Origin of the sequence: Pseudomonas sp. FJ2-5-13, assembly GCF_029201605.1 — a bacterium.
Classification (GTDB): Bacteria; Pseudomonadota; Gammaproteobacteria; order Pseudomonadales; family Pseudomonadaceae; genus Aquipseudomonas; species Aquipseudomonas lactis.
This window is the reverse complement of the sequence record NZ_CP104045.1, coordinates 4048606-4069785: the sequence shown is the minus strand read 5'-3', so window position 1 is coordinate 4069785 and position 21180 is coordinate 4048606. Positions and strand designations below refer to the sequence as shown.

17 protein-coding genes, 1 tRNA gene and 3 pseudogenes are annotated in these 21180 nt (G+C 56.6%); 13 read left to right on the top strand and 8 right to left on the bottom strand.

Annotation, left to right across the window (positions count from 1 at the left end):
• Position 1: 1 nt before the first annotated feature.
• From N2A98_RS17975 to N2A98_RS17960, 4 genes are all read left to right on the top strand, one after another.
• Entirely contained in the window at positions 2–637 is a 636-nt protein-coding gene (locus N2A98_RS17975) for a DsbA family protein (RefSeq protein ID WP_032896046.1), read from the top strand.
• Positions 630–2432 (top strand): ABC transporter ATP-binding protein, encoded by a 1803-nt coding sequence (locus tag N2A98_RS17970; RefSeq protein WP_044274460.1) that lies wholly within the window; start codon positions 630–632, stop codon positions 2430–2432. Before N2A98_RS17975 ends, N2A98_RS17970 begins: the two co-directional genes overlap by 8 nt.
• 71 nt (positions 2433–2503) lie before the next feature.
• Complete coding sequence (locus tag N2A98_RS17965) at positions 2504–4966, top strand: EAL domain-containing protein (protein WP_275622451.1); 2463 nt, start codon at positions 2504–2506, stop codon at positions 4964–4966.
• Positions 4967–5011: 45 nt separating this feature from the next.
• Complete coding sequence (locus tag N2A98_RS17960; protein WP_034126163.1) at positions 5012–5818, top strand: iron-containing redox enzyme family protein; 807 nt, start codon at positions 5012–5014, stop codon at positions 5816–5818.
• A 44-nt stretch (positions 5819–5862) separates the two neighbouring features.
• Here N2A98_RS17960 and N2A98_RS17955 read toward each other — a convergent pair whose 3' ends face one another.
• Together N2A98_RS17955 and lldD are read right to left on the bottom strand one after the other, a co-directional pair.
• Positions 5863–6789 carry a GGDEF domain-containing protein gene (locus tag N2A98_RS17955; RefSeq protein WP_014719251.1) on the bottom strand — a complete coding sequence of 309 codons (927 nt, stop codon included), beginning with the start codon at positions 6787–6789 and terminating at the stop codon, positions 5863–5865.
• Positions 6790–7202: 413 nt separating this feature from the next.
• Positions 7203–8333: an FMN-dependent L-lactate dehydrogenase LldD gene (gene lldD / locus N2A98_RS17950; protein WP_275622450.1), complete on the bottom strand. Its 1131-nt coding sequence runs from the start codon at positions 8331–8333 to the stop codon at positions 7203–7205.
• A 100-nt stretch (positions 8334–8433) separates the two neighbouring features.
• Here lldD and N2A98_RS17945 point away from each other — a divergent pair, with 100 nt between their 5' ends.
• The 3 genes and pseudogenes from N2A98_RS17945 to N2A98_RS17935 form a co-directional block, all read left to right on the top strand.
• Positions 8434–9357: a LysR family transcriptional regulator gene (locus N2A98_RS17945; protein WP_044274455.1), complete on the top strand. Its 924-nt coding sequence runs from the start codon at positions 8434–8436 to the stop codon at positions 9355–9357.
• A gap of 33 nt (positions 9358–9390) precedes the next feature.
• Positions 9391–9466 (top strand) — tRNA-Asn (locus N2A98_RS17940).
• Positions 9467–9539: 73 nt separating this feature from the next.
• Positions 9540–9728, top strand: a pseudogene (locus tag N2A98_RS17935) (hypothetical protein); the annotation flags it as partial.
• A 510-nt stretch (positions 9729–10238) separates the two neighbouring features.
• Here the strand turns inward: N2A98_RS17935 and N2A98_RS17930 are convergent.
• From N2A98_RS17930 to N2A98_RS17910, 5 genes and pseudogenes are all read right to left on the bottom strand, one after another.
• Positions 10239–10604, bottom strand: coding sequence for a BrnA antitoxin family protein (locus N2A98_RS17930; protein ID WP_275622449.1), 366 nt, complete (start codon positions 10602–10604; stop codon positions 10239–10241).
• A 3-nt stretch (positions 10605–10607) separates the two neighbouring features.
• Positions 10608–10747: pseudogene (locus N2A98_RS17925) on the bottom strand (BrnT family toxin); the annotation flags it as partial.
• Positions 10748–10920: 173 nt separating this feature from the next.
• Positions 10921–11055: pseudogene (locus N2A98_RS17920) on the bottom strand (benzoate transporter); the annotation flags it as partial.
• A 133-nt stretch (positions 11056–11188) separates the two neighbouring features.
• Complete coding sequence (locus tag N2A98_RS17915; RefSeq protein ID WP_078467970.1) at positions 11189–11536, bottom strand: hypothetical protein; 348 nt, start codon at positions 11534–11536, stop codon at positions 11189–11191.
• The gene (locus N2A98_RS17910; RefSeq protein WP_164692209.1) at positions 11517–11690 is read right to left on the bottom strand and encodes a hypothetical protein; all 174 of its coding nucleotides are present in this window, start codon (positions 11688–11690) and stop codon (positions 11517–11519) included. Before N2A98_RS17910 ends, N2A98_RS17915 begins: the two co-directional genes overlap by 20 nt.
• Before the next feature lie 137 nt (positions 11691–11827).
• On the opposite strand from N2A98_RS17910, the gene N2A98_RS17905 reads away from it, so the two are divergent.
• Together N2A98_RS17905 and N2A98_RS17900 are read left to right on the top strand one after the other, a co-directional pair.
• Complete coding sequence (locus tag N2A98_RS17905) at positions 11828–12502, top strand: response regulator transcription factor (protein WP_047711450.1); 675 nt, start codon at positions 11828–11830, stop codon at positions 12500–12502.
• On the top strand, positions 12495–13805 hold the full coding sequence (locus tag N2A98_RS17900) for a HAMP domain-containing sensor histidine kinase (RefSeq protein ID WP_275622448.1): 1311 nt from the start codon (positions 12495–12497) through the stop codon (positions 13803–13805). Before N2A98_RS17905 ends, N2A98_RS17900 begins: the two co-directional genes overlap by 8 nt.
• A 908-nt stretch (positions 13806–14713) precedes the next feature.
• Here N2A98_RS17900 and N2A98_RS17895 read toward each other — a convergent pair.
• Positions 14714–14956 carry a LuxR C-terminal-related transcriptional regulator gene (locus tag N2A98_RS17895; RefSeq protein ID WP_122299182.1) on the bottom strand — a complete coding sequence of 81 codons (243 nt, stop codon included), beginning with the start codon at positions 14954–14956 and terminating at the stop codon, positions 14714–14716.
• Positions 14957–15160: 204 nt separating this feature from the next.
• Between N2A98_RS17895 and N2A98_RS17890 the strand changes: the two genes are divergently transcribed.
• From N2A98_RS17890 to N2A98_RS17875, 4 genes are read left to right on the top strand one after another with little or no spacing between them, the layout of a single operon-like run.
• On the top strand, positions 15161–16417 hold the full coding sequence (locus N2A98_RS17890) for an HlyD family efflux transporter periplasmic adaptor subunit (protein ID WP_120248973.1): 1257 nt from the start codon (positions 15161–15163) through the stop codon (positions 16415–16417).
• Between the two features lie 9 nt (positions 16418–16426).
• Positions 16427–18580 carry a peptidase domain-containing ABC transporter gene (locus tag N2A98_RS17885; RefSeq protein ID WP_275622447.1) on the top strand — a complete coding sequence of 718 codons (2154 nt, stop codon included), beginning with the start codon at positions 16427–16429 and terminating at the stop codon, positions 18578–18580.
• Complete coding sequence (locus tag N2A98_RS17880; protein WP_275622446.1) at positions 18580–19998, top strand: TolC family protein; 1419 nt, start codon at positions 18580–18582, stop codon at positions 19996–19998. Before N2A98_RS17885 ends, N2A98_RS17880 begins: the two co-directional genes overlap by 1 nt.
• Entirely contained in the window at positions 19935–21176 is a 1242-nt protein-coding gene (locus N2A98_RS17875) for an SbmA/BacA-like family transporter (protein ID WP_157255573.1), read from the top strand. Before N2A98_RS17880 ends, N2A98_RS17875 begins: the two co-directional genes overlap by 64 nt.
• The last annotated feature ends 4 nt before the right edge of the window (positions 21177–21180 follow it).

Below are 21180 nucleotides of genomic sequence, written 5' to 3'. Positions count from 1 at the left end.
CATGTCTGCGCGCCTGCTCTATGTAATGGACCCGATGTGTTCCTGGTGCTGGGGCTTTGCCCCGGTGGCACAAGCGCTGGTAGAGCAGGCCCAGGCGGCCGGCGTGGACGTGCACCTGGTGGTGGGCGGCTTGCGCACCGGCAGCGGAGCGGCGCTGGAGCCGACTACCCGGCGCTATATCCTTGAACACTGGCAGGCCGTCACCGACGCCACCGGCCAGCCGTTCAAGCGTGAGGGCGCGTTGCCCGACGGGTTTGTCTACGACACGGAGCCGGCGTGCCGCGCGATCGTCACCGCACGCAGCCTGGCGCCGGATTGTGCCTGGAAGCTGCTGGGGCTGATCCAGCGCGCGTTCTATGTCGAAGGTCGGGACGTGACCCTGGCCCCTGTGCTGGTGGAACTGGCCGAGCAGGCCGGTATTCCACGCATCGAGTTTGCCGGCGAGTTCGACCGTGCTGATCAGCACGCGGCCACGGCGGCTGATTTTACCTGGGTGCAGGACCTGGGCATTGCCGGGTTCCCGACCCTGCTCGCCGAGCGCAACGGCCAGTTGGCCTTGCTGACCAATGGTTACCAGCCGCTGTCCGAGCTGTCGCCGTTACTGGGTCGATGGCTGGAGCGAGCTGCCTGTGTATGAACAGCCTCCACGCACCGACCGCCTGACCTGGGCGGAAATTCGCCGCCTGGCCCTGCGTCACAAGAAATCCCTGTGGGTCGCCAACGGCGTCGCCGTGCTCGCCACCCTGTGCAGCGTGCCTATCCCGCTGTTGTTGCCGTTGCTGGTGGACGAAGTGCTGCTGGGCCATGGCGATGCCGCTCTCAAGGTGATGAACCACGCGCTGCCCCTGGGTTGGCAAAAAGCTGCTGGCTATATCGGCCTGATGCTCATGGTCACCCTGGCCCTGCGCTGCGGCGCGCTGGTGTTCAACGTGGTGCAGGCGCGGCTGTTTGCGCGCTTGGCCAAGGACATCGTGTACCGCATCCGCGTGCGCCTGATCGAACGTCTCAAGCGTATCTCCCTGGGTGAGTACGAAAGCCTGGGCAGCGGTACGGTCACCACCCACCTGGTGACCGACCTGGACACCCTGGACAAATTCGTCGGCGAAACCCTCAGCCGTTTCCTGGTGGCGATGCTGACCCTGGTTGGCACTTCGGCGATCCTGGTGTGGATGCATTGGCAACTGGCGTTGCTGATCCTGTTGTTCAACCCGTTGGTGATCTACGCCACGGTGCAGTTGGGCAAGCGCGTCAAGCATCTCAAGAAGCTGGAAAACGACAGTACTTCACGCTTTACCCAGGCGCTGACCGAAACCCTGGATGCCATCCAGGAAGTGCGCGCCGGCAACCGCCAGGGCTTTTTCCTCGGGCGCCTGGGCCAACGTGCCCAGGAAGTGCGTGACTACGCCATTCATTCCCAGTGGAAAACCGACGCGTCGAGCCGCGCCAGTGGCTTGCTGTTCCAGTTCGGCATCGACATCTTCCGCGCCGCGGCCATGCTCACCGTGCTGTTTTCCGACCTGTCCATCGGCCAGATGCTCGCGGTGTTCAGTTACCTGTGGTTCATGATCGGCCCGGTGGAACAACTGCTGAACCTGCAATACGCCTATTATGCGGCGGGCGGCGCGCTGTCGCGGATCAACGAGCTGCTGGCGCGTGCCGATGAACCGCAATACCCAGGCGGCGCAGACCCGTTCAGCGGGCGCGAGACGGTCGGCATCGAAGTGCGTGGCCTCGACTTTGGCTACGGCGAAGACCTGGTGCTCAACCAGTTGAACCTGGCCATCGCACCGGGTGAAAAGGTGGCAATTGTCGGCGCCAGCGGCGGCGGCAAAAGCACCCTGGTGCAACTGTTGCTGGGGCTCTATACGCCCCAGGCCGGCAGTATTCGTTTTGGCGCTGCCACTCAGCAGGAGATCGGCCTGGAGACCATCCGCGAGAACGTCGCGGTGGTGCTGCAACACCCGGCGCTGTTCAACGACACCGTGCGCGCCAACCTGACCATGGGCCGTACCCGCACCGATCAAGCCTGCTGGCAGGCGCTGGAAATCGCCCAACTGGATGCTACTGTCAAAGCACTGCCTTTGGGCCTGGACAGCGTGGTCGGGCGCTCGGGCGTGCGTTTTTCCGGGGGGCAGCGCCAACGCCTGGCCATTGCCCGCATGGTGCTCGCCGAGCCTAAAGTGGTGATTCTGGACGAGGCCACGTCTGCATTGGACGCGGCCACCGAGTACAACCTGCACCAGGCTCTGGCGCGGTTTCTCAGTGGGCGTACTACACTGATCATCGCCCACCGGCTGTCTGCGGTGAAGCAGGCTGACCGAGTGCTGGTGTTCGATGGCGGGCACATTGCCGAGGACGGCGACCATCAGCAGTTGATTGCCGATGGCGGGTTGTACGCCAAACTGTACGGACACTTGCAACAAGTACGTTGATTTAGCTTAGGCTGTGCTATCGGGAGCGGATTTTCGCGTGCGTATCAAGCTGTGCATGTGCAAGGGACTTCATGAAGCAAAAGCGGACTCTCGGAACGCCACGCCTGTTGGGTATTGTCTGGCCCTTTATCGCCGTCGTGTTGTTCCAGGCATTGTTAGGCTGCGTCAGTCTCTACGTGCTTTCGGCAGTGCGGGGCTATGTGGCGGGCGAAAGCCTGTGGTCCAAGGGCCAGAAAGATGCCATTTACTACCTGACCCTCTACGCCGATAACCGCAACGACGCCACCTACCTCAAATACCAGCAGGCCATTGCCGTGCCCCAGGGTGGGCATGAATTGCGCATTGCCCTGGACCGTCCCTATCCCGATATGGAGGCCGCGCGCCTGGGTATTCTCAAGGGCGGCAACCATCCGGACGACGTTTCCAGCCTGATCTGGCTGTACCTCAACTTCCGTCATTTCAGCTACCTGGAAAAAGCCATTGAGCTGTGGACGGTGGGCGACGGCTACCTGGTGCAGTTGGATGAGCTTGCCCAGGAGATGCACGGCGCCATTACCTCCGGCTACGTCAGCGATGACGATGTCCATAGTTGGAAGGCGCGCATCACGGCCATCAATGAAGGAGTGACGCCCGCCGCCAAGGCGTTCAGCGATGCCCTGGGCGAAGGTTCGCGGATGATCCTGCGGCTGTTGTTGATCACTAACCTGGCGACCGCCCTGGGCCTGATCGTGTTGGCGTTGCTGCGCACCCACAAGTTGCTGGCCCAGCGTCATGCCTTTGCCGATGCGCTGCAAGCGGAGAAGGAGCGGGCGCAGATCACGTTGGAGTCGATTGGCGACGGGGTGATTACCACCGATGTCGACGGGGCCATTGCCTACATGAACCCTGCAGCCGAAGCTTTGACCCACTGGCGCTCGGAGCAGGCCCAGGGCCTACCGCTGGCGGCGCTGTTCAAGCTGTTGGATGAAAACGCCGAGCCCGACGGCTTCACCCTGATTGAACACATCGTCAAGGGCCAGTTCAGCGGCGGCAGCGAGCATTCCAAGCTGATCCAGCGCCTGGACGGCAGCACCGTCTCGGTGACCCTGGTGGGCGCGCCGATCCGCAGCGCCGGCAAGATCAGCGGTGCGGTGCTGGTGCTGCACGACATGACCCAGGAACGCCAGTACATCGCCAACCTTTCCTGGCAGGCCACCCACGACGCCTTGACCGGCCTGGCCAACCGTCGCGAGTTCGAGTTCCGGCTTGAACAGGTGCTGCAGCAGGTCGCGCGCCAGCAAAATGGGCGACATGCCTTGATGTTCCTTGACCTCGACCAATTCAAGCTGGTCAATGACACCTGTGGCCACGCGGCGGGCGATGAATTGCTGCGCCACATCTGCGCGCTGCTGCAGTCGGACCTGCGCGAGGGCGATACCCTGGCTCGGTTGGGCGGAGACGAGTTTGGCATCCTGCTGGAAAACTGCCCGGCGCCGGTGGCGGAAAAAATCGCCGAGAGCCTGCGCCATACCGTGCAGAGCTTGCACTTCGTGTGGAAGGGGCGGCCCTTCATGACCACTGTCAGCATCGGCCTGGTGCATATCTCGCAAACCCCGACCACCCTGGAAACCTCCCTGCGCGCCGCCGACATGGCGTGCTACATGGCCAAGGAAAAAGGGCGCAACCGCGTGCAGGTCTACCACGTCGATGACTCGGAATTGTCTCTGCGGTTTGGCGAGATGGCCTGGGTACAGCGGCTGCATATTGCCCTTGAGGAAGACCGCTTTTGCCTCTACGCCCAGGAAATTGCGCCGTTGGGCACTACCGACGCCGGCAATGGACACATTGAAATTCTCTTGCGTCTGCATGACGAAGCGGGGCGGATCATTTTGCCCAACAGTTTTATTCCGGCCGCCGAACGTTACGGTTTGATGACGTCCCTGGACCGTTGGGTAGTGGAAAACGTATTCAAGATTATCGCCCGCTGCATGCATGAGCGTCCGGGCCGACCCATGGCCATGTGTGCGATTAATCTGTCAGGAATAACCATCGGCGACGATGACTTTTTAGGATTTTTACGTCAGAAATTCGATACTTACAACATTCCACCGGAAATGATTTGTTTTGAAATAACTGAAACCAGCGCTATCGCCAATTTGGGCAGCGCGATTCGATTTATTAATGAACTCAAAGCGTTAGGCTGCCATTTTTCCCTTGATGACTTTTGCGCCGGAATGTCCTCATTCGCATATTTGAAACATTTACCTGTAGACTTCCTGAAGATCGATGGAAGTTTCGTAAAGGATATGCTGGACGACCCGATTAACCGCGCCATGGTCGAAGTGATCAACCACATCGGCCACGTCATGGGTAAGCGCACAATTGCCGAGTTTGTTGAAACACCGCAGATCGAACAGGCTTTACTTGAGATAGGTGTGGATTACGCTCAGGGCTACCTGATTGAACGCCCGCAATTGTTTACCTTTGATAGCCTGCAGTGCCGCCCTGAGCGGCCGCAGCCACTGTTATTCAAGGCGCCCGGCACTTTCCGCTGAAACATTTGCTGGTCTGTACAATCACACTTGAAAAGGAGCCCCACAGTGATCGACACCTTCAACAGAACCGGCCCGCTTATGGAAGCCTCGAGTTACCCTGCCTGGGCGCAACAGCTGATCCAGGACTGTAGCGAGAGCAAGCGCCGGGTTGTCGAGCACGAACTGTATCAGCGCATGCGTGACAACGCCCTCAGCGCCAAGACCATGCGCCACTACCTGATTGGTGGTTGGCCGGTGGTGGAACAGTTTGCCTTGTACATGGCGCAGAACCTGACCAAGACCAAGTTTGCCCGTCATCCTGGGGAGGACATGGCGCGCCGTTGGCTGATGCGCAACATTCGCGTGGAGCTCAACCATGCCGACTACTGGGTCAATTGGGCACGGGCTCATGGCGTCAGCCTTGAAGAGCTGCAAGCGCAGGAGGTACCGCCCGAGTTGCACGCCCTGAGTCATTGGTGCTGGCACACCAGCTCGGCGGATGCGTTGATCGTCGCGATTGCCGCCACCAACTACGCGATCGAGGGGGCGACGGGGGAGTGGTCCGCCGTGGTCTGCTCTACCGGTGTTTATGCTGCCGCCTTCCCGGAGGAAGATCGCAAGCGGGCGATGAAGTGGCTGAAGATGCACGCCCAGTACGACGACGCCCACCCTTGGGAAGCCCTGGAAATCATCTGCACCCTGGCCGGGACCAACCCGAGCAAGGCCCTGCAGGAAGAGTTGCGCCAGGCGGTGTGCAAGAGCTACGACTACATGCACTTGTTCCTGGAAAGCTGTATGCGTCTAGAGAATGCGGAGAAAGACAAGGCGCCAGCCGTGCGCGAGCGCCCTGTGCGCATCGCCAGCGAGGCGTAGCGGTAATTGTGGCGAGGGAGCAAGCTCCCTCTCCACAACTGACCTTACCCCGCCATCGCCAGGCGGTTACGACCTTCGCGCTTGGCCACATACAACGCATTGTCGGCCCGACGCAGCAGGCTTTCAGCTGACTCGGCCGCCAGCAGCGTCGAGCAACCGAGGCTCACGGTCAGTTCGATTCGGGTGCCCTCCACCCAGTAGTCCTGGGCTTGTGCCGCCTGGCGCAGGCGCTCTCCCACCATCCTCGCGGCATCGCGACCGGTGTTGGAGAGCAGGATCAAAAACTCTTCCCCGCCAAACCGGAACACCATGTCCACGTTGCGCAACTGGCGTTTGATCGCCCCCGCCACGGCGCGCAGCACGCTGTCGCCCGCGGCATGCCCATGGGTGTCGTTGATTTTCTTGAAGTGGTCGATGTCCAGCATCAACAGCGACAGCGGGTGCAAATGCCGGCGTGCCATGTCGATTTCTCGCTGCAGCGTCTGGTCCATGGCCACACGGTTGCCGGTTTCGGTCAACGGGTCACGCAGGGCGCTGCGGGTGGCGGCGCGGTAGAGCAGGGCGTTGCGCATCGGATAAAGCAAGGTTACCAGCAGCAGTTCGAGCTGGCTCAGTTCTTCTTCAAGCAACCGCTGGTTACGACGAAAGACCAGTTCCCCCAGGTGCTCGCCTTCATGGCTCAGGGTGTAGCTGACGGAGTGATGACCCCGGTGGCCAAACTCCAGGCGCAGGTCGCTGGCGGCGTGACGGTATTGCAACGCGTCCAGCGGCACCAGGCGCTGTACCTCGCGAAAGAACAGACCCAGGATGCGCTCCGGCTCCAGGCTGGTCTGCAACTGCTGGTTCAGTTGCTGGCGAAGTTCGGCGAGGGTGGCGGGGCGGCGTGGGCGTAAGGATGGCTGGCCAAATCCCAGGCGTTGCAATTTGGCACTGTCAAAGTCAATTGCGTTGGTCTGGGTGGGGGTTTTCATAAGCGCGTGGCCTCTAAGCACTGGGCTGTCTTACAGGCGGGATGAGAGTGGCGAGTGCCAAGCGTCTTACTGATCCGTCAGTTCCGTAAAACATTGGAAACAGTTTAAACCGCTTTTCCTTGGGTTATAACCCCGGGGCACTGCCGCACGTCTTGTCATCGCCGAACCTGCTTGAACAGTACTAGAGCGAGATTCATGCCAAGTGTATTTGGTTGGTAAAAATCCTTATAAATCAATTAACTAATTTTTAAGTAAGAAAAGTCCGTTAAAGCCTGGCGCCAGTTATTTGGCTGATTTGGGCCGACGTTACTGCCGGCCCGGTTAACCTTACTGTTTCGGTGGGGCGAGTTGTTTGTCGCAAATAAACAACGCTTCGGTTATCCGCACACAAAGTACACCACCCCTCATCACTACTAGACCAAGGTGGTACGGTCGATCTGCGCGATGGAAGTGACCCCGGTCAGGGTCATGGCCACGCGCATTTCCTTGGCAAAGATGTCCAGCAGGTTCTCCACCCCATGCTGGCCCTCGGCGGCCAGCGCGTAGGCGGTGGCACGCCCCAGCAGGCACGCCTTGGCACCCAGGGCGAGCATGCGCGCCACGTCGAGCCCGGAGCGAATGCCCGAATCCACCAGCACGGTCAGGTCATCGCCCACCGCTTCGGCAATCGGCGGCAACGCCTTGGCCGTGGAGAGCACCCCGTCGAGCTGGCGGCCGCCATGGTTGGAGACCACGATGCCGTCGGCACCGAAACTCACCGCGTCCTTGGCATCCTGCGGGTCGAGGATGCCCTTGATGATCATCGGGCCTTTCCAGAACTCGCGGATCCACTCCAGGTCTTTCCAACTGATCGACGGGTCGAAGTTGTTGGCCAGCCAGCCAATGTAGTCCTCCAGGTGGGTGGGTTTGCCCAGGTATTTGGAGATATTGCCCAGGTCGTGGGGGCGGCCCATCAAGCCCACATCGAAGGCCCATTGCGGCTTGGTCACCGCCTGCAACATGCGCCGCTGCGCCGCGTAGGGGCCGGACATGCCCGAGTGCGCGTCACGGTAGCGTGCGCCCGGTGTCGGCATGTCAACGGTGAACACCAAGGTAGTCACCCCGGCGGCCTGCGCCCGCTCCAGGGCGTTGCGCATGAAACCGCGATCCTTGAGCACATACAGCTGGAACCAGATCGACTGGGGGCTTTGCGAGGCTACTTCCTCAATCGAACACACCGACACTGTCGACAGGCAGAAGGGGATGTTTTTGTTGGCCGCCGCCTTGGCCGCTTGCACTTCACCGCGTCGCGCGTACATGCCGGTCAGGCCGACCGGGCTGAGGATCACCGGCATCGCCAGTTCGGTGCCGAACAGCTGGGTGGTAAGGCTCAGGTCGTCGACATTGCGCAGGATGCGTTGGCGCAGGCTGATCTCGGCCAGGTCCGAACTGTTGGCGCGCAGCGTGTGCTCGGCGTAGGCGCCGCCGTCGATGTAATCGAACAGAAAGCGCGGCAACTTGCGCTTGGCCGCGGCGCGGTAGTCGGAAGCGGACGAGATGATCATCGACGGTGTCTCCACAGGGCAAAGTGCTACACCCTAAGCAAAGTTATGCCATGATGAAAACAACTTTTATCACTGCTATCCAGTCGCCAAAGGAATACTGATGAACCTGCGAACCTTGCGTGCGTTTGTCGAAGTGGTGCGCCAGGGCGGGTTCTCCCAGGCAGCCGAAGTGGTTGCCCTCACCCAATCCACCGTCAGCAAAGCGGTCAAGACCCTGGAGGACGAATTGGGCATGCCACTGCTCAATCGTCTGGGCCACAAGAACGAACTCACCGCCGCCGGCGAAATTGCCTACCGCCGCGCCTTGGTAATGCTCGCCGAACGCACCGACCTGATGGCTGAAATCAACGACCTGCGCGGCCTCAAGCGCGGCGTGCTGCGCATCGGCCTGCCGCCGGTAGGGTGCGGCGTGCTGTTCGCGGCCATGTTTGCCACTTATCGCAGCCGCTACCCGGGCATCGACATCGAACTGACCGAGTACGGCAGTAAAAGGCTGCGCGAATGTCTGGAAGCGGGGGAGGTCGATCTGGCGGCACTGCTGCTGCCGGTGGACGAAGGCTTCGACTATCAGCCAGTACGCAACGAACCTCTGATCGCAGTGCTGCCCGTCAGCCACCCACTGGCCCGCCGCAAGCGCATCGACTTCACCGACCTGGCGGACTCGCCGTTCATCCTGTTCGAAGCGGGTTTTGCCCTCAACGCCAAGATCCTCAGCGCCTGCGAACGCAAAGGCGTGACCCCCAAAGTCACCGCCCGCAGCGGGCAGATCGACTTTATCGTCGACCTGGTCACCGCCGGCCTGGGCGTCGCCTTCCTGCCGCGAATGCTGGCGCACAAGCACCAACACCCCGGCATCGCCCTGATCCCCCTGGACGAGCCCCACACCGATTGGCACATCGCCCTGGCCTGGCGCGCCAGCGCCCACCTGCCACCGGCAGCGCGGGCCTGGTTGGATCTGGCCAGGGAACCGTCGTATTCAAGCGAGCAGGGGGGCGATTTACGGAAAGTGTCGGAGGATGCTTGACTTCTTCTTTTTAATCAGTAACATACGGCGCATTCCGCGATAGCTCAGTTGGTAGAGCAAATGACTGTTAATCATTGGGTCCCTGGTTCGAGTCCAGGTCGTGGAGCCAGATAGAGAAAAGCCTGCAGAGATGCAGGCTTTTTTTTGCTTGGGATTTGACCCAGCAATCCAGACGCTTACAGGTCATTTCCAAGACCTGCATCCCTAATCTCTCACTGATCCATTCCAATGATCCGATAAATCAGCTTGGACGTTTGTTGCTTCATGCTGCTGATGGACGCTTTCGCCTCAAGAATTTGATACCGGCGTTCGCTCAGAATTTCGATTTGATCCTTGTCGACACCGGGGGAAGAGGCATGTATAGGCAGCTTCGTGGGTGTCGCCTAATCGGCTGCCCAAGTCGCCGAAGCTCGCAGGTTGCTCTAGGTAGAAAGCTTCATACAAAGCGCACTCTGTGAAGACGACTGGCAGTTTGAACAGTTGAGTTTACAGCGAGGTGAGGTTTTCGAGTTTCATGTGTCTCTCCGAAAAAAGCCCAAAACGGAGAGACACTTCGCCCGTACGGGAAGTGTTCCCCGCATGGGCTGAATAGGTATGAATTAGGACACGGACAAGGCCGGCGTCTTAAAGCTAACAGGCCACCGGTTGGTTACGGTAGACGCTTACGGTGGGGGGGCAGACGGTTACCTTACAGTTTCAAAGCGAACAAGGATTAACCAGGTTTACGATGGAGGTCATCGTCATCCCCGCTCTCCCTCGCCCCGTGGTCCTCACAAAATCCTTACAGCCGCGGGAGGCGGGCTGCAGCGATGCAGGCTTTTTTTGCCTTGGATTTGGCCTGCATGGCGCGATTCGCAAGAAGCAAACTCTAGCCCTTCGATTCAGACAGGTTTGCTTTTTGATTTGGCAGGCAGTGGATTAACAAGCATTCGATTCAATTCTCCAGCGAGCGCTATCAACTGCTGTTCCAACGCTTCGACCTCTGAGACGCTGATGCCATTGTTGAGGACTTGCAAGGTTTTGGCTTGTTTCTTCGAGGTTGGCGCTAGGTTATAGGTGTCCTGGGAAACCAATGCTTGTCGCAGTAGATTGTTGATCACGGCCTGATAGCCGGTGCCTGCACTCTGGGCACGTTCACGGGCGGCTTCGATCACAGCATCGTCCAGCATGATCGTGATACGGGTTTTACCTTTGTTGCTGGCGATAGCGCCTCGTTTGGCGTTACTGAAGTCGTATTCGTCTTTCATGGCTCACACCTCCAGGTACTGGCGCCGTTCATTTTTGGATGCAAGCCGGGCGCTGATGATGCGTACGAAATTGGGATCGCGGTAGGTGTAGGCCACTACCAACACGCGTGCGTTTGCGTCGGTGCCCATGATCCCCTCCGATCAGTTGGAGCTTGATCTTGCAGAGGTTGCCTGCGGATTTCCGTGCGCAACGGGCGTCTGTTTACGTAGCCAGGTTCTGTATGCTTTGTCGGAAGGCATGCCTAGACATGATCGAATGCCATATCGAAGCGTTTGAGTGGTAGGCGGGCTGGGTTTGAGCCCAGGTCGTGGAGCCTCAATTAGCAGCGTTCTCACGAGCATCAAGCACCCGACGCGGCAACCGCCCATTAAGCACGACGTACGCCACCAACCCAATCAGCAGCCCCCAAAACGCCCCGCCAATCCCGAGCAACGTGATGTTGGCGGCCGCAATAGGCTCGTAGGAGCGAGCTTGCTCGCGAAAAACTCACAGGCGCCGCGTTCATTCAGTAAGCACGCGTTATCGTCGACGGTTTTCGCGAGCAAGCTCGCTTATACAGAGGTCACTGAACGGCATGACGTATCTACAGCCTGCTCGGGGTTTGAAGCGCAGGCAGGAGGTAGTCGAACCATTGCGCCAGGTTCGAGCCTGATAGCCGCTGCGCCTCATCGACCTCCATCGATTCATCCTCACCGGCGGTGTAGCACTGGTCACCGCTGCGCCTGTCATCGGGATACACCATAAAACCACCGCGCCCGTCAGGGCAGTCGGGCAGATACACCGAAGACAGGTCGCGTTGCTCATCGAGGTGCGCATTCAAGCGCGCGATATAGATGCCCATCGAAACCGCCACACCAATAACCAGCACCACGCAGGCGACCAACTGGCCGGTATAACTGGCGCCAATCTCATCACGACGCACGGGCGACATCACACGACCCTGTCTGCTCAACGTTCTGGCCCACCAGAAACCAGCCATTGCCTCCCATGCGTACCAACTGCGTTTGCTGTGGAAGGATGCCCACCATCAGCGCGAGGAAAATCACGGCTAACAGCACCCCTTTGATCATCGAATACAGGTTCATGACGGTGACGAGCTCTGGATAAGAAGAGCCTTAGCCTAAGCAGCACGGGGTTAACGTCAGGTAAACATCACGGGAAACCGCCCGACTTCCGCTATCCTTCACACCGCTGCGCACTGCCTGCCCGAGGGGTTTTTTCCGTGCATATTCATCTGCTGCTGGTCGAGGACAACCTGGACCTGGCCACCACCGTCATCGAGTACCTGGAGATCAGCGGCATCGTCTGCGATCACGCCAGCCATGGCCAGGCCGGGCTCAACCTAGCGCTCAACCAGCATTACGACGTCATTGTGCTGGACATCATGCTGCCGCGACTGGACGGCCAGCAGGTGTGCGCAGGGTTGCGCCAGCAAGGCGTCCAGACCCCCATCCTGATGCTGACCTCGCTGGATGCGTTGCCGGACAAGCTCGCCAGTTTTGCCGCGGGCGCCGACGACTATCTGGTCAAGCCGTTCGAGCTTGCCGAGTTGGTGGCGCGGATTCGCGCCTTGAGCCTGCGGCGCAGCGGCCAGACCAGCCGCCTGCAAGTGGACGACCTTGTCATGGAGCTGACCACCCGCAAAGTCAGCCGGGCAGGGCAGGAGCTGCATCTGTCACCTATCTGCTGGGCCTTGCTGGAGCACTTGATGCGCGCCAGTCCCGAGCCTGTTCCCAGAGAGCGGTTGGAAAGCAAAATCTGGGGCGATGAGCCACCCGACAGCAATACCCTCAAAGTGCATATGCACCGGCTGCGCAAGGCGGTAGACAAACCGTTTGGCCGGCCATTGATCCATACCCTGGCGGGTGTCGGCATTCAGGTAAAACCCCATGCGTAACGGACTGAGCCTGAAGTGGGTAATCAGCGGCAGCTTCCTGTGCCTGATTGCGGTGGTGCTGGTGATCTACAGCAAGCTGCTGCCTGAATTCACCGTGCGGGGCCTGTTCTACACCGCCAGCGCGATGATGGAGGAGGAGGCTCAGTATTTTCTCCGGCACTACAAACAGGACCCGACCACGCCGACGCCGCACAATTACTTCTATACCAGCGTCATCGGCAAGGAGGCGTTGCCGCAGGACGTGCGCGAGTTGCTCACTACATCGCCGAGCCTGTCCTTTGGCGCGGTGAATATCTTCGGCGATCTCTATTCCGATGACGACGATGAGCCGTTCCAGATCATCCTCGAACAGCCCCTGGGTGACGGCAAAACCCTCTACATGTACGACATCGACCACGATAAGGAAGCAGGTGGAGAGGTGGAGACGCCGTTGTCTGATGCCTATTTCGATCAGGTCATAGAGAGTGTCAAGTTCATCAGCCTGGCGGTATTCGTGCCGGCGCTGATTATCATCGCCTTGCTGGTTTGGTGGCTGGTTCGGCCGCTGGGGCGCCTGGTGCAATGGTCCGGCACACTCAAAGACCCTGAGGCACTGACCGGCGCTCGACCGGGTTTCAGCTTCAAGGAGTTCAATATGCTGGCCGATGCCCTGGCCAAAAGTGTTGAGCAGGTGCAGGCCGCCAGCGAACGAGAAGGCCGCTTGTTGCGTTACACCAGCCATGAACTGCGCACGCCCCTGGCGGTGCTCAAGGCCACAATCGAATTGTTGGCCCTGCAATCGGGCGGTGCGCTGCCACCCTCATTGCAGCGCATAGAACGTTCGGTGATGAACATGCAACTGATCGCCGAAACATTGCTGTGGATGAGCCGCGAGCGTCCCGAGCCGCTGCCGGAAGAAGACGTTGACCTGAGCGAGCTGGTGGGCGACCTGATTGAAAAACACCGCTACCTGATCGGCAACCGGGATATCGAGTTGAGCATCGACATCCACGACGGCCCTTGCCGATTGCCTCCTACCGCATGCCGCATCGTGATCGGCAACTTCCTGCGCAATGCGCTGCAATACGCCGAAGAAGGCACCGTGGAAATCCGCTTCAAATACCCGCGGCTGATGATTGCCAATCACATCAGGGAGACAGGGCCGCAGCAGGAGTCCGATGATTTTGGCTATGGCCTTGGGCTGCAGTTGATGCGTGAGTTATGCGCAAAGCTGGGCTGGCAGATTGAGGTGATTCGTGAGCAGCAGCGGTTTACGGTCATTCTTGATTTTACGAGCGGGCGGGGCGGCGAGTCAGCAAGTTGAAGGATTTGTAGCCATCGCTCTGTATGGGCCGCGTGTGCCGGCATGGAAAGGACATGAGCAAATGGAACGCAACATTGAAAGTGCGCTGCGCGTGTCTTCCGTCGGTGGCCTCGCGAGTGGCGAACTGCTGATATCCAAGGCTCAACCAACAGATTTAATACGCCTGGGAAATTTCCTACATAATTTTTCTTCTTGCGCTTTTAGCGTTACAGCGTTCGCCTAGCCAGTATTTTATCGCAGCCCTACCGGGGGACTTGCTGCTGGCTCGGGCGAATACTCTTAATCTCAATGGTTCGGTGTAGCGGCTTCAGCACAGCGCGATGAACCATAAGGCCAGACAAGGAGCGGTCAGTGTCCAAGCTATTTCATGCACGCATAGTTCACCCCCTACAGATGCAGGGCTGGCTTTAGACGATGCTTTAAATTAAGTTTAAGCATACGGGAGCTCATAGCTACGCTACGGGTGTGCTTAGTTGTTTTTTTTGCCAAGATTTATTTGGAGGAAAACTATTCAAAAGCCTACAGTGCGGTTATTTAAAATGTGATCTTAATTTAATTTGGCAGGGATAACGTTTTTTTTTTTTTGCACGCAGACGTTGTGCTATTCGTTTGCGTTAAAGCTAGCGGACTGGCTATCAATTGCAAAAGAGACTGTCGTCAGGGTGTGTAACCAGCTGGAATCGCTCGGCGTCAGCCAGCGCTTGTGCTGTGGAGGCTGTCATGGCTATTTATTTCCTAGAAATAAATTCAGTTCTGGAGCCTGTAGCATTGAGGCATGAAGTTTTGAGCTTTCTCGGGCTATCAGTCTAGGTTTTATTAATACTTTAAATTTCGATATTAATTTACGCTCGGTGGGGTCGAAAACGGCTCAAGTTATTGTGTCTATTCTTAAAGGCGTGATACTCGGACTATAGTGGGCGCTTCATGGTGCTGCTCAAAACCGCTAGCTCTACACGGCTGGTCGTGTTGGTCTTTTTTAATATTGATGAAATGTGATCCCTGACGGTATGGTCGCTAATTCCCAATTGTCGACCGATTTCTTTGTTGGTCAGGCCGTAAATCAAAAGGCTTAACACGTCAGCTTCACGGTTGGTAAATTTCAATGCTGGTTTTCCTTTGTTGTTTTTCGGGAAGGCAGGGTTGGTATTCATGTTTTTTATGAATAACTGATCCAAATCATATTTGTCTATATGCCTTACGAACGAGGGAGGAGAAAATTTATTCGGCGAAATATTTTGTATCAGAACGGATTTTAATTTTATCGGTTCGGTCTTTTTATGCTGAAAGAAAGCTTGTTGTGCCGAACCGAATTCGAGAGTGATTGATAAGGACAAGTTGTGACGTCGAAAACCCCACTGTTCCGGCTTGAGGCGCTGACCTCCAGGCATGTGAATTGGCTAGGTGAAATTGTGCTCGTCAGGCCGGTCTCCTTTGCCTTCTTGACGCTGGTTGCGGGGTTGCTCGCGACCATGGTTGTGACTTTTTTTCTTTGGGGCAGTTACACAAAGCGCATCACTGTGCCCGGTCAGTTGGTGCCCTTCGCGGGGCAACTGAAAATACACGCTCCCCAGTACGGTTTGGTCCTGGAACGCTTTATCGAGGAAGGCCAGCCGGTTAAACAGGGAGCGCCATTGTTCCGAGTTTCCAGTGAACGATATGCAGGGGATTCGCGGCCGGTACAAGCAGACGTAAGCGATCAACTTGCAATGCGGCAACGTTCTCTCAGTGATGAACTCATGAAAAAAAAGCAACTTCAAGCGCAGGAGCGGCAAAGCCTGCAAAGCAAGCTGGACAGTCTGCGACGACAACTGCGAACGCTCGCACAACAGACAGCCAGTCAGGAGAAGCTTGTAAAGCTGGCGACCAATGCGGCTGATCGTTATCAAGGATTGATGGATAAGGGTTACATCTCAATGGATCAACTTCAACAGCGCCAGTCCGAACTACTTGGCCAGCATCAGACGCTTCAGGGACTGGCACGCGAAACGACAGTGTTGAATCTGCAATTGGTGCAGGTGCAGCATGAGCTTGCAGGTCTTTCGTCACTGCATGAAAACCAACTTGCCGGCATTCAGCGCTCGCTGTCGGGTATCCAGCAAGAACTCATTGAAAGCGAAGCCAAGCGTGCCTTGGTAATAACGGCTCCCCAAGATGGGGTGGCCACTGCGATTCTTGTTGAGCCGGGCCAGACGGTTGATAGCTCGCGGGTCTTGATGAGCATTGTGCCCGCCAATTCCCATCTACAAGTAGAGTTGTACGCACCTAGCAAAGCCATTGGTTTTGTGCGTGCGGGCGACCCCGTGAGAGTGCGGTATCAGGCATACCCCTACCAAAAGTTCGGCCAACACAGTGGCAGCGTTACCTCTATCTCAAAAGCATCGCTGTCGGCCGCTGATCTGGCAACGATGACCGGTAGCGTTCCAGGGCTTGGCCTTGAAGGTGAGCAGATTTATCGCATTCGCGTTGATATCGAAGCGCAATCCGTACTGGCTTACGGCAAGCCGCGCGCGCTGCAAACCGGCATGTTGGTTGAGGCAGATATTCTGCAGGAGACCCGCCGCCTCTATGAGTGGGTGCTTGAGCCGCTCTACAGCCTGACTGGAAAACTTTAGGAGAGCAGCATGAGCTACCTCGATGCGATCTCCTTGCGAATGGGTCGCCGCCTGCCCTTGATTCTGCAAACTGAAGCCACGGAGTGTGGCCTGGCCTGCCTGGCGATGATCACAGGCTTCCATGGTCATCATTCCACGTTGATGGACTTGCGCCGCCAATTCAACGTGTCGCTCAAAGGCAGTACGCTCAAGCAACTGATCCAGATTGCCGACCAGCTCAATCTCGGTACTCGGGCTGTCAGGCTGGAACTTGAAGATCTGAACAAACTCAAGCTGCCCTGTATTTTGCATTGGAACTTCAACCACTTCGTTGTGCTCAAGGCGGTAGAGAGTCAACAAATTATTGTGCATGACCCTGCGAGTGGCATGCGGCATCTGAGCTTGGCCGAGGCCAGCAAATCCTTTACCGGGGTAGCGCTCGAAGTCTGGCCGGAAGGAGGCTTTGAAAAGCAGGAGCCCAAGCCCCAGGTCAAACTGATGGGTATGCTGGGAAAAGTGAGTGGCCTTTATCGCTCCCTTGGGCAGGTATTGGTCTTGGCATTAGCCTTGGAAGTGTTCTCACTGGTCAGTCCGTTCTTGCTGCAATGGACGCTCGATAACGTATTGGTCACACAGGATCGTGACCTGCTGACCACGTTGATAATTGGCTTTGGCCTGTTGTTGCTGATGCAGCAAACGGTGAGTGCCATTAGGGCCTGGGTCATGATGCACATGAGTACGCTGTTGAGCGTGCAATGGTGTGCCAATGTATTCAGTCATCTACTGCGCCTGCCAATCCAGTATTTTGAAAAGCGTCATCTGGGAGATGTTGTCTCACGCTTCGGTGCTGTCGACGTCATTCAGGGGACCCTGACAGCCGCGTTCTTTTCCGCCGTTCTGGATGGTCTGATGACCATCGCTACCTTCACGCTAATGCTTGTATACAGCCCATTATTGGCGGCCATCGCAGCAGCAGCGATGTTCCTGTACGCCCTGGTTCGCTGGGCGTGGTACTACCCGTTACGGCGGGCCAGCGAAGAGCAGATTGTTCACGCCGCTCGCCAGGAAAGCCACTTCCTGGAAACGGTACGCGGCATACGACCGATCAAGCTGTTCCAGCGCCAGAATGAACGGCGTCTCGCCTGGCTTGGATTGCTGGTAGAGCAGATCAATGCAGGATTGCGGACTCAGAAGTTACAGCTGATCTACACGCAGTTGAACGGTTTGATATTCGGTCTGGAAAGCCTGATCGCCGTAGGGGTCGGTGCGTCGATGGTCATGAATAACCAGTTCACCGTGGGTGTACTAATCGCCTTCATGGCTTATAAAAATCAGTTTGTCAGCCGCGTCGCGAGTCTGATCGATCATTTTTTTGAGCTTTACATGCTGCGTCTGCAAAGTGAGCGACTGGCCGACATCGTCATGCATCCACCGGAAGACAGTCGTGGGACGCTCGCCGGCGTGACGTGGCCAGCAAGCCCTGTAGATATTGAACTCAAAGGTGTGAAATATCGATATTCCGATCAAGAGCCATTCGTACTTGACGGTATTGATCTATGCATCGCACAGGGCGAGTCAGTGGCGATCACTGGGGTCTCGGGCAGTGGCAAGAGCACCCTTGTCAGCTTGCTGTTAGGAATCCTCCAGCCTACTGAGGGCAAGATTTGCATCGCCGGTAGTGATTTGCAGCAACTGGGTACCGAAAAGTTTCGCGGCAAGATCGGCACAGTCATGCAGGACGACTGTCTGTTCGCTGGTTCACTGTCAGACAACATTGTGTTTTTTGAGTCAAATCCTGATCTGGACTGGGCCATGGAGTGTGCACGCATGGCGTCCATTCATAGCGACATTCTGGCCATGCCGATGGGTTACAACACCTTGGTAGGTGATATGGGCACGGTGTTGTCTGGTGGTCAGAAACAGCGTGTGCTGTTAGCCAGGGCGCTCTACAAGAAACCCGACATTCTGATTCTGGATGAAGCCACCAGCCATCTGGATATGGCCTGCGAGCAACAGGTCAACGAGGCGGTGCGTGCGTTGGCGGTGACGCGCATCATCATCGCTCACCGCGCTGAGACGATTGCGTCGGCAGATCGGGTTGTGGTGATGGAGCATGGGCGGATTGTGCCGACACCGTTTGCCGAGACTCATTGTATTCATGCCATCGGCACGATCACTTCGTGATGAGGGCGGCACGTACAGCAGCAATAGTGGCTGGTCTTTGTGCTGGCTCTCAGTGGGAAGCAGCAGCAGGTCTGGATGTGTTCATGACTGAGCGCACGGTTGCGCATACCGCCACTCAGCCCATCGACAGGGTTCCAGGAGCGTGCGAGAGCAGCCCGCTACCGGCGCGTTTAACATTGGAGAACATGATAGAGCGCGTGCTCTGTCACGACCCCCAAGCACGGCTGAACTGGGCAACTGCCAGGGCCATGGCCGCTGATGTCGGGGGGCGGCAGGCGGCGTATCTCCCCAGGCTCAACGCAAGTTCGGGTATCACCACGGGTCGCAACGACACGAATTATGACCAGCGTGAGGAATACTCCAACCGTGGTCATAAAAGCCAAGTGGATCATCGATTGGCCTTGAGTTGGGTGCTGTTTGATTTTGGTCGGCGCGATGCAGCATTACGTAATGCTCGTCAATTGTTGATTGCGGCGAACGCCAATCAAGATGAGCAATTGCAGCAAACCTTCATACTGGCTGCGCAGTTGTATTACGACACGCTGGCCGCACAAAACAGTCAGATAGCTGCTGCTCAGGTGGCGGCCCTTGCAGCCGAAAACCTTAAGGCAGCCAGTGCCAAACATGACGCAGGCGCTGCTGCACTTTCGGACCGCCTCCAAGCCCAGGCAGCGTACTCCCAAGCGGCACTCAATGAAGTGCGCAGCAATGGTGCTTTAGTCAATGCCAAGGGGCTTATTGCCCTGCGCATGGGACTGGCGCCACAAACACCGCTGGAGCTAGCAGGAAGCCTGACTCAGCGCCCGGATACGCACTTTGTCAAAGGCATTAATGAGCTACTTGAACAAGCCAAGCAGGATCATCCCTCGCTCATTGCTGCCAAGGCTCAGTTGAATGCGGCAAAGGCCGCCATCGACGAGAGTAAGGCGCAAGGTCGGCCTACATTGTCATTTATTGCCAGTGCCTCAGATGTGCAGCTTAACCAATCAATGGCGTTCAACGGCGATAGTCGAACGCGGGACAACAGTGTCGGCCTGCAGCTGAATATTCCTTTGTTTGAAGGATTCGAGCGCACTTATCAAGTAAGAAGCACTCAAGCACGACTGGAGGCGAGGGAGGCCGAAGTGAGTGATGTGGAGCAGCGCATTTCGATAGACCTTTGGGGTAACTATCAGGCACTGATCACTGAAACGCGATCTTTGGAAAGAACGGCTGACTGGGTGGATCAATCCAACCAGGCATTGGAGGTAGTGCAAGGCCGATACCAATCCGGTGTTGGCAGCATGATCGAATTACTCAATGCATTGACTGCGTATGCGACCGCAGAGCAGCAGCACATTAATGCACTGAATAGTTGGCAAATGGCACGCTTGAAATTAGCGGCGAGCTTGGGGCGCCTGGGGTTCTGGGCGCTATAGTCGCTTGTGTTTTAAATAAACCAAAAACTATAACTAAAAATATAAATGTAAAAAGCCGAGAAGCCATGATGAATACGGAAGCAGAATGTGCAGTTGCGTCGAGATTTAACCGGAATAGCTTTCTGCGGAATACGTCACTTTTACTATCATTGTATTGGAGGTCGGAAGAAAAATTTTTTGCGTGGTGCGCACTCATTGCCTTGGTAACGCTCTCTCTGTTGGGGGTTGCAACTGCATTAGCGCTCAATGAGTGGTATAAGCACTTCTACAATGCCATTCAAGAACTGAATGCTCACAGGTTCTATACATTGATATCGGTTTTTCTTGGAGTTGTTTGTTTCTCGGTAGCACGCTCAGTGCTGACCACCTATTTGGTAGATATATTTGCACTTAAGTGGCGTCGGTGGCTGACTAATTATTATCTTTCTGAATGGATACTTCAGTCACCGCAGCCGGATCAGGTTGAACGTCACGTTGACAATCCAGATCAGCGTATCGCTGAGGATATCAATAAGTTTACTTATTCAACCGTCTATCTTGCTTGCGGGCTTCTTTATACGCTGGCGAGTGTGGTGTCATTCAGTGTGGTGCTCATCGCCATTTCGGGTAGTGCGTCACTGTGGGGGGTGACGGTTCCTGCCTATATGTTTTGGGTGGCGATTATATATGCTGTGCTGGGCATGTATATCAGTCAGAAAATCGGATTCAAACTTGTGTCCCTGAACAATCATCAGCAAAAGTCAGAAGCAGATTTACGTTATTGTTTGGTGCGGTTTCGTGATCGAAATAAAAAAGGGTATGGTAAAGCAATGCGAAGTTCTGAAAAGGCTAATCTTAGCAACAAGCTTGATATTAGTCTCGCTAATATGCGCCGTACCGTCCGGGTGAAAGTGCGCCTTTCGTTGTTTACAGAAAGTTATGGTCAGCTCTCATTGCTGTTTAGTAGTTTGCTGGCAGTGCCGAGGTTTTTTTCTGGCGCTATCAAGTTTGGCGATGTGATGCAGATTAATTCGGCATTCGGAAACCTCTGTGAGAATTTAAGTTGGTTTATTAATGCCTACCAAGACATAGCGGAGTGGAAAGCAACTACTGACCGAATGATATCTTTTGATGAGGCGTTGGCGCAGCAGGTTAAAATTTCAACGAGCTATCGTGACCTCATAAGACTTTCTAATTAAGGCG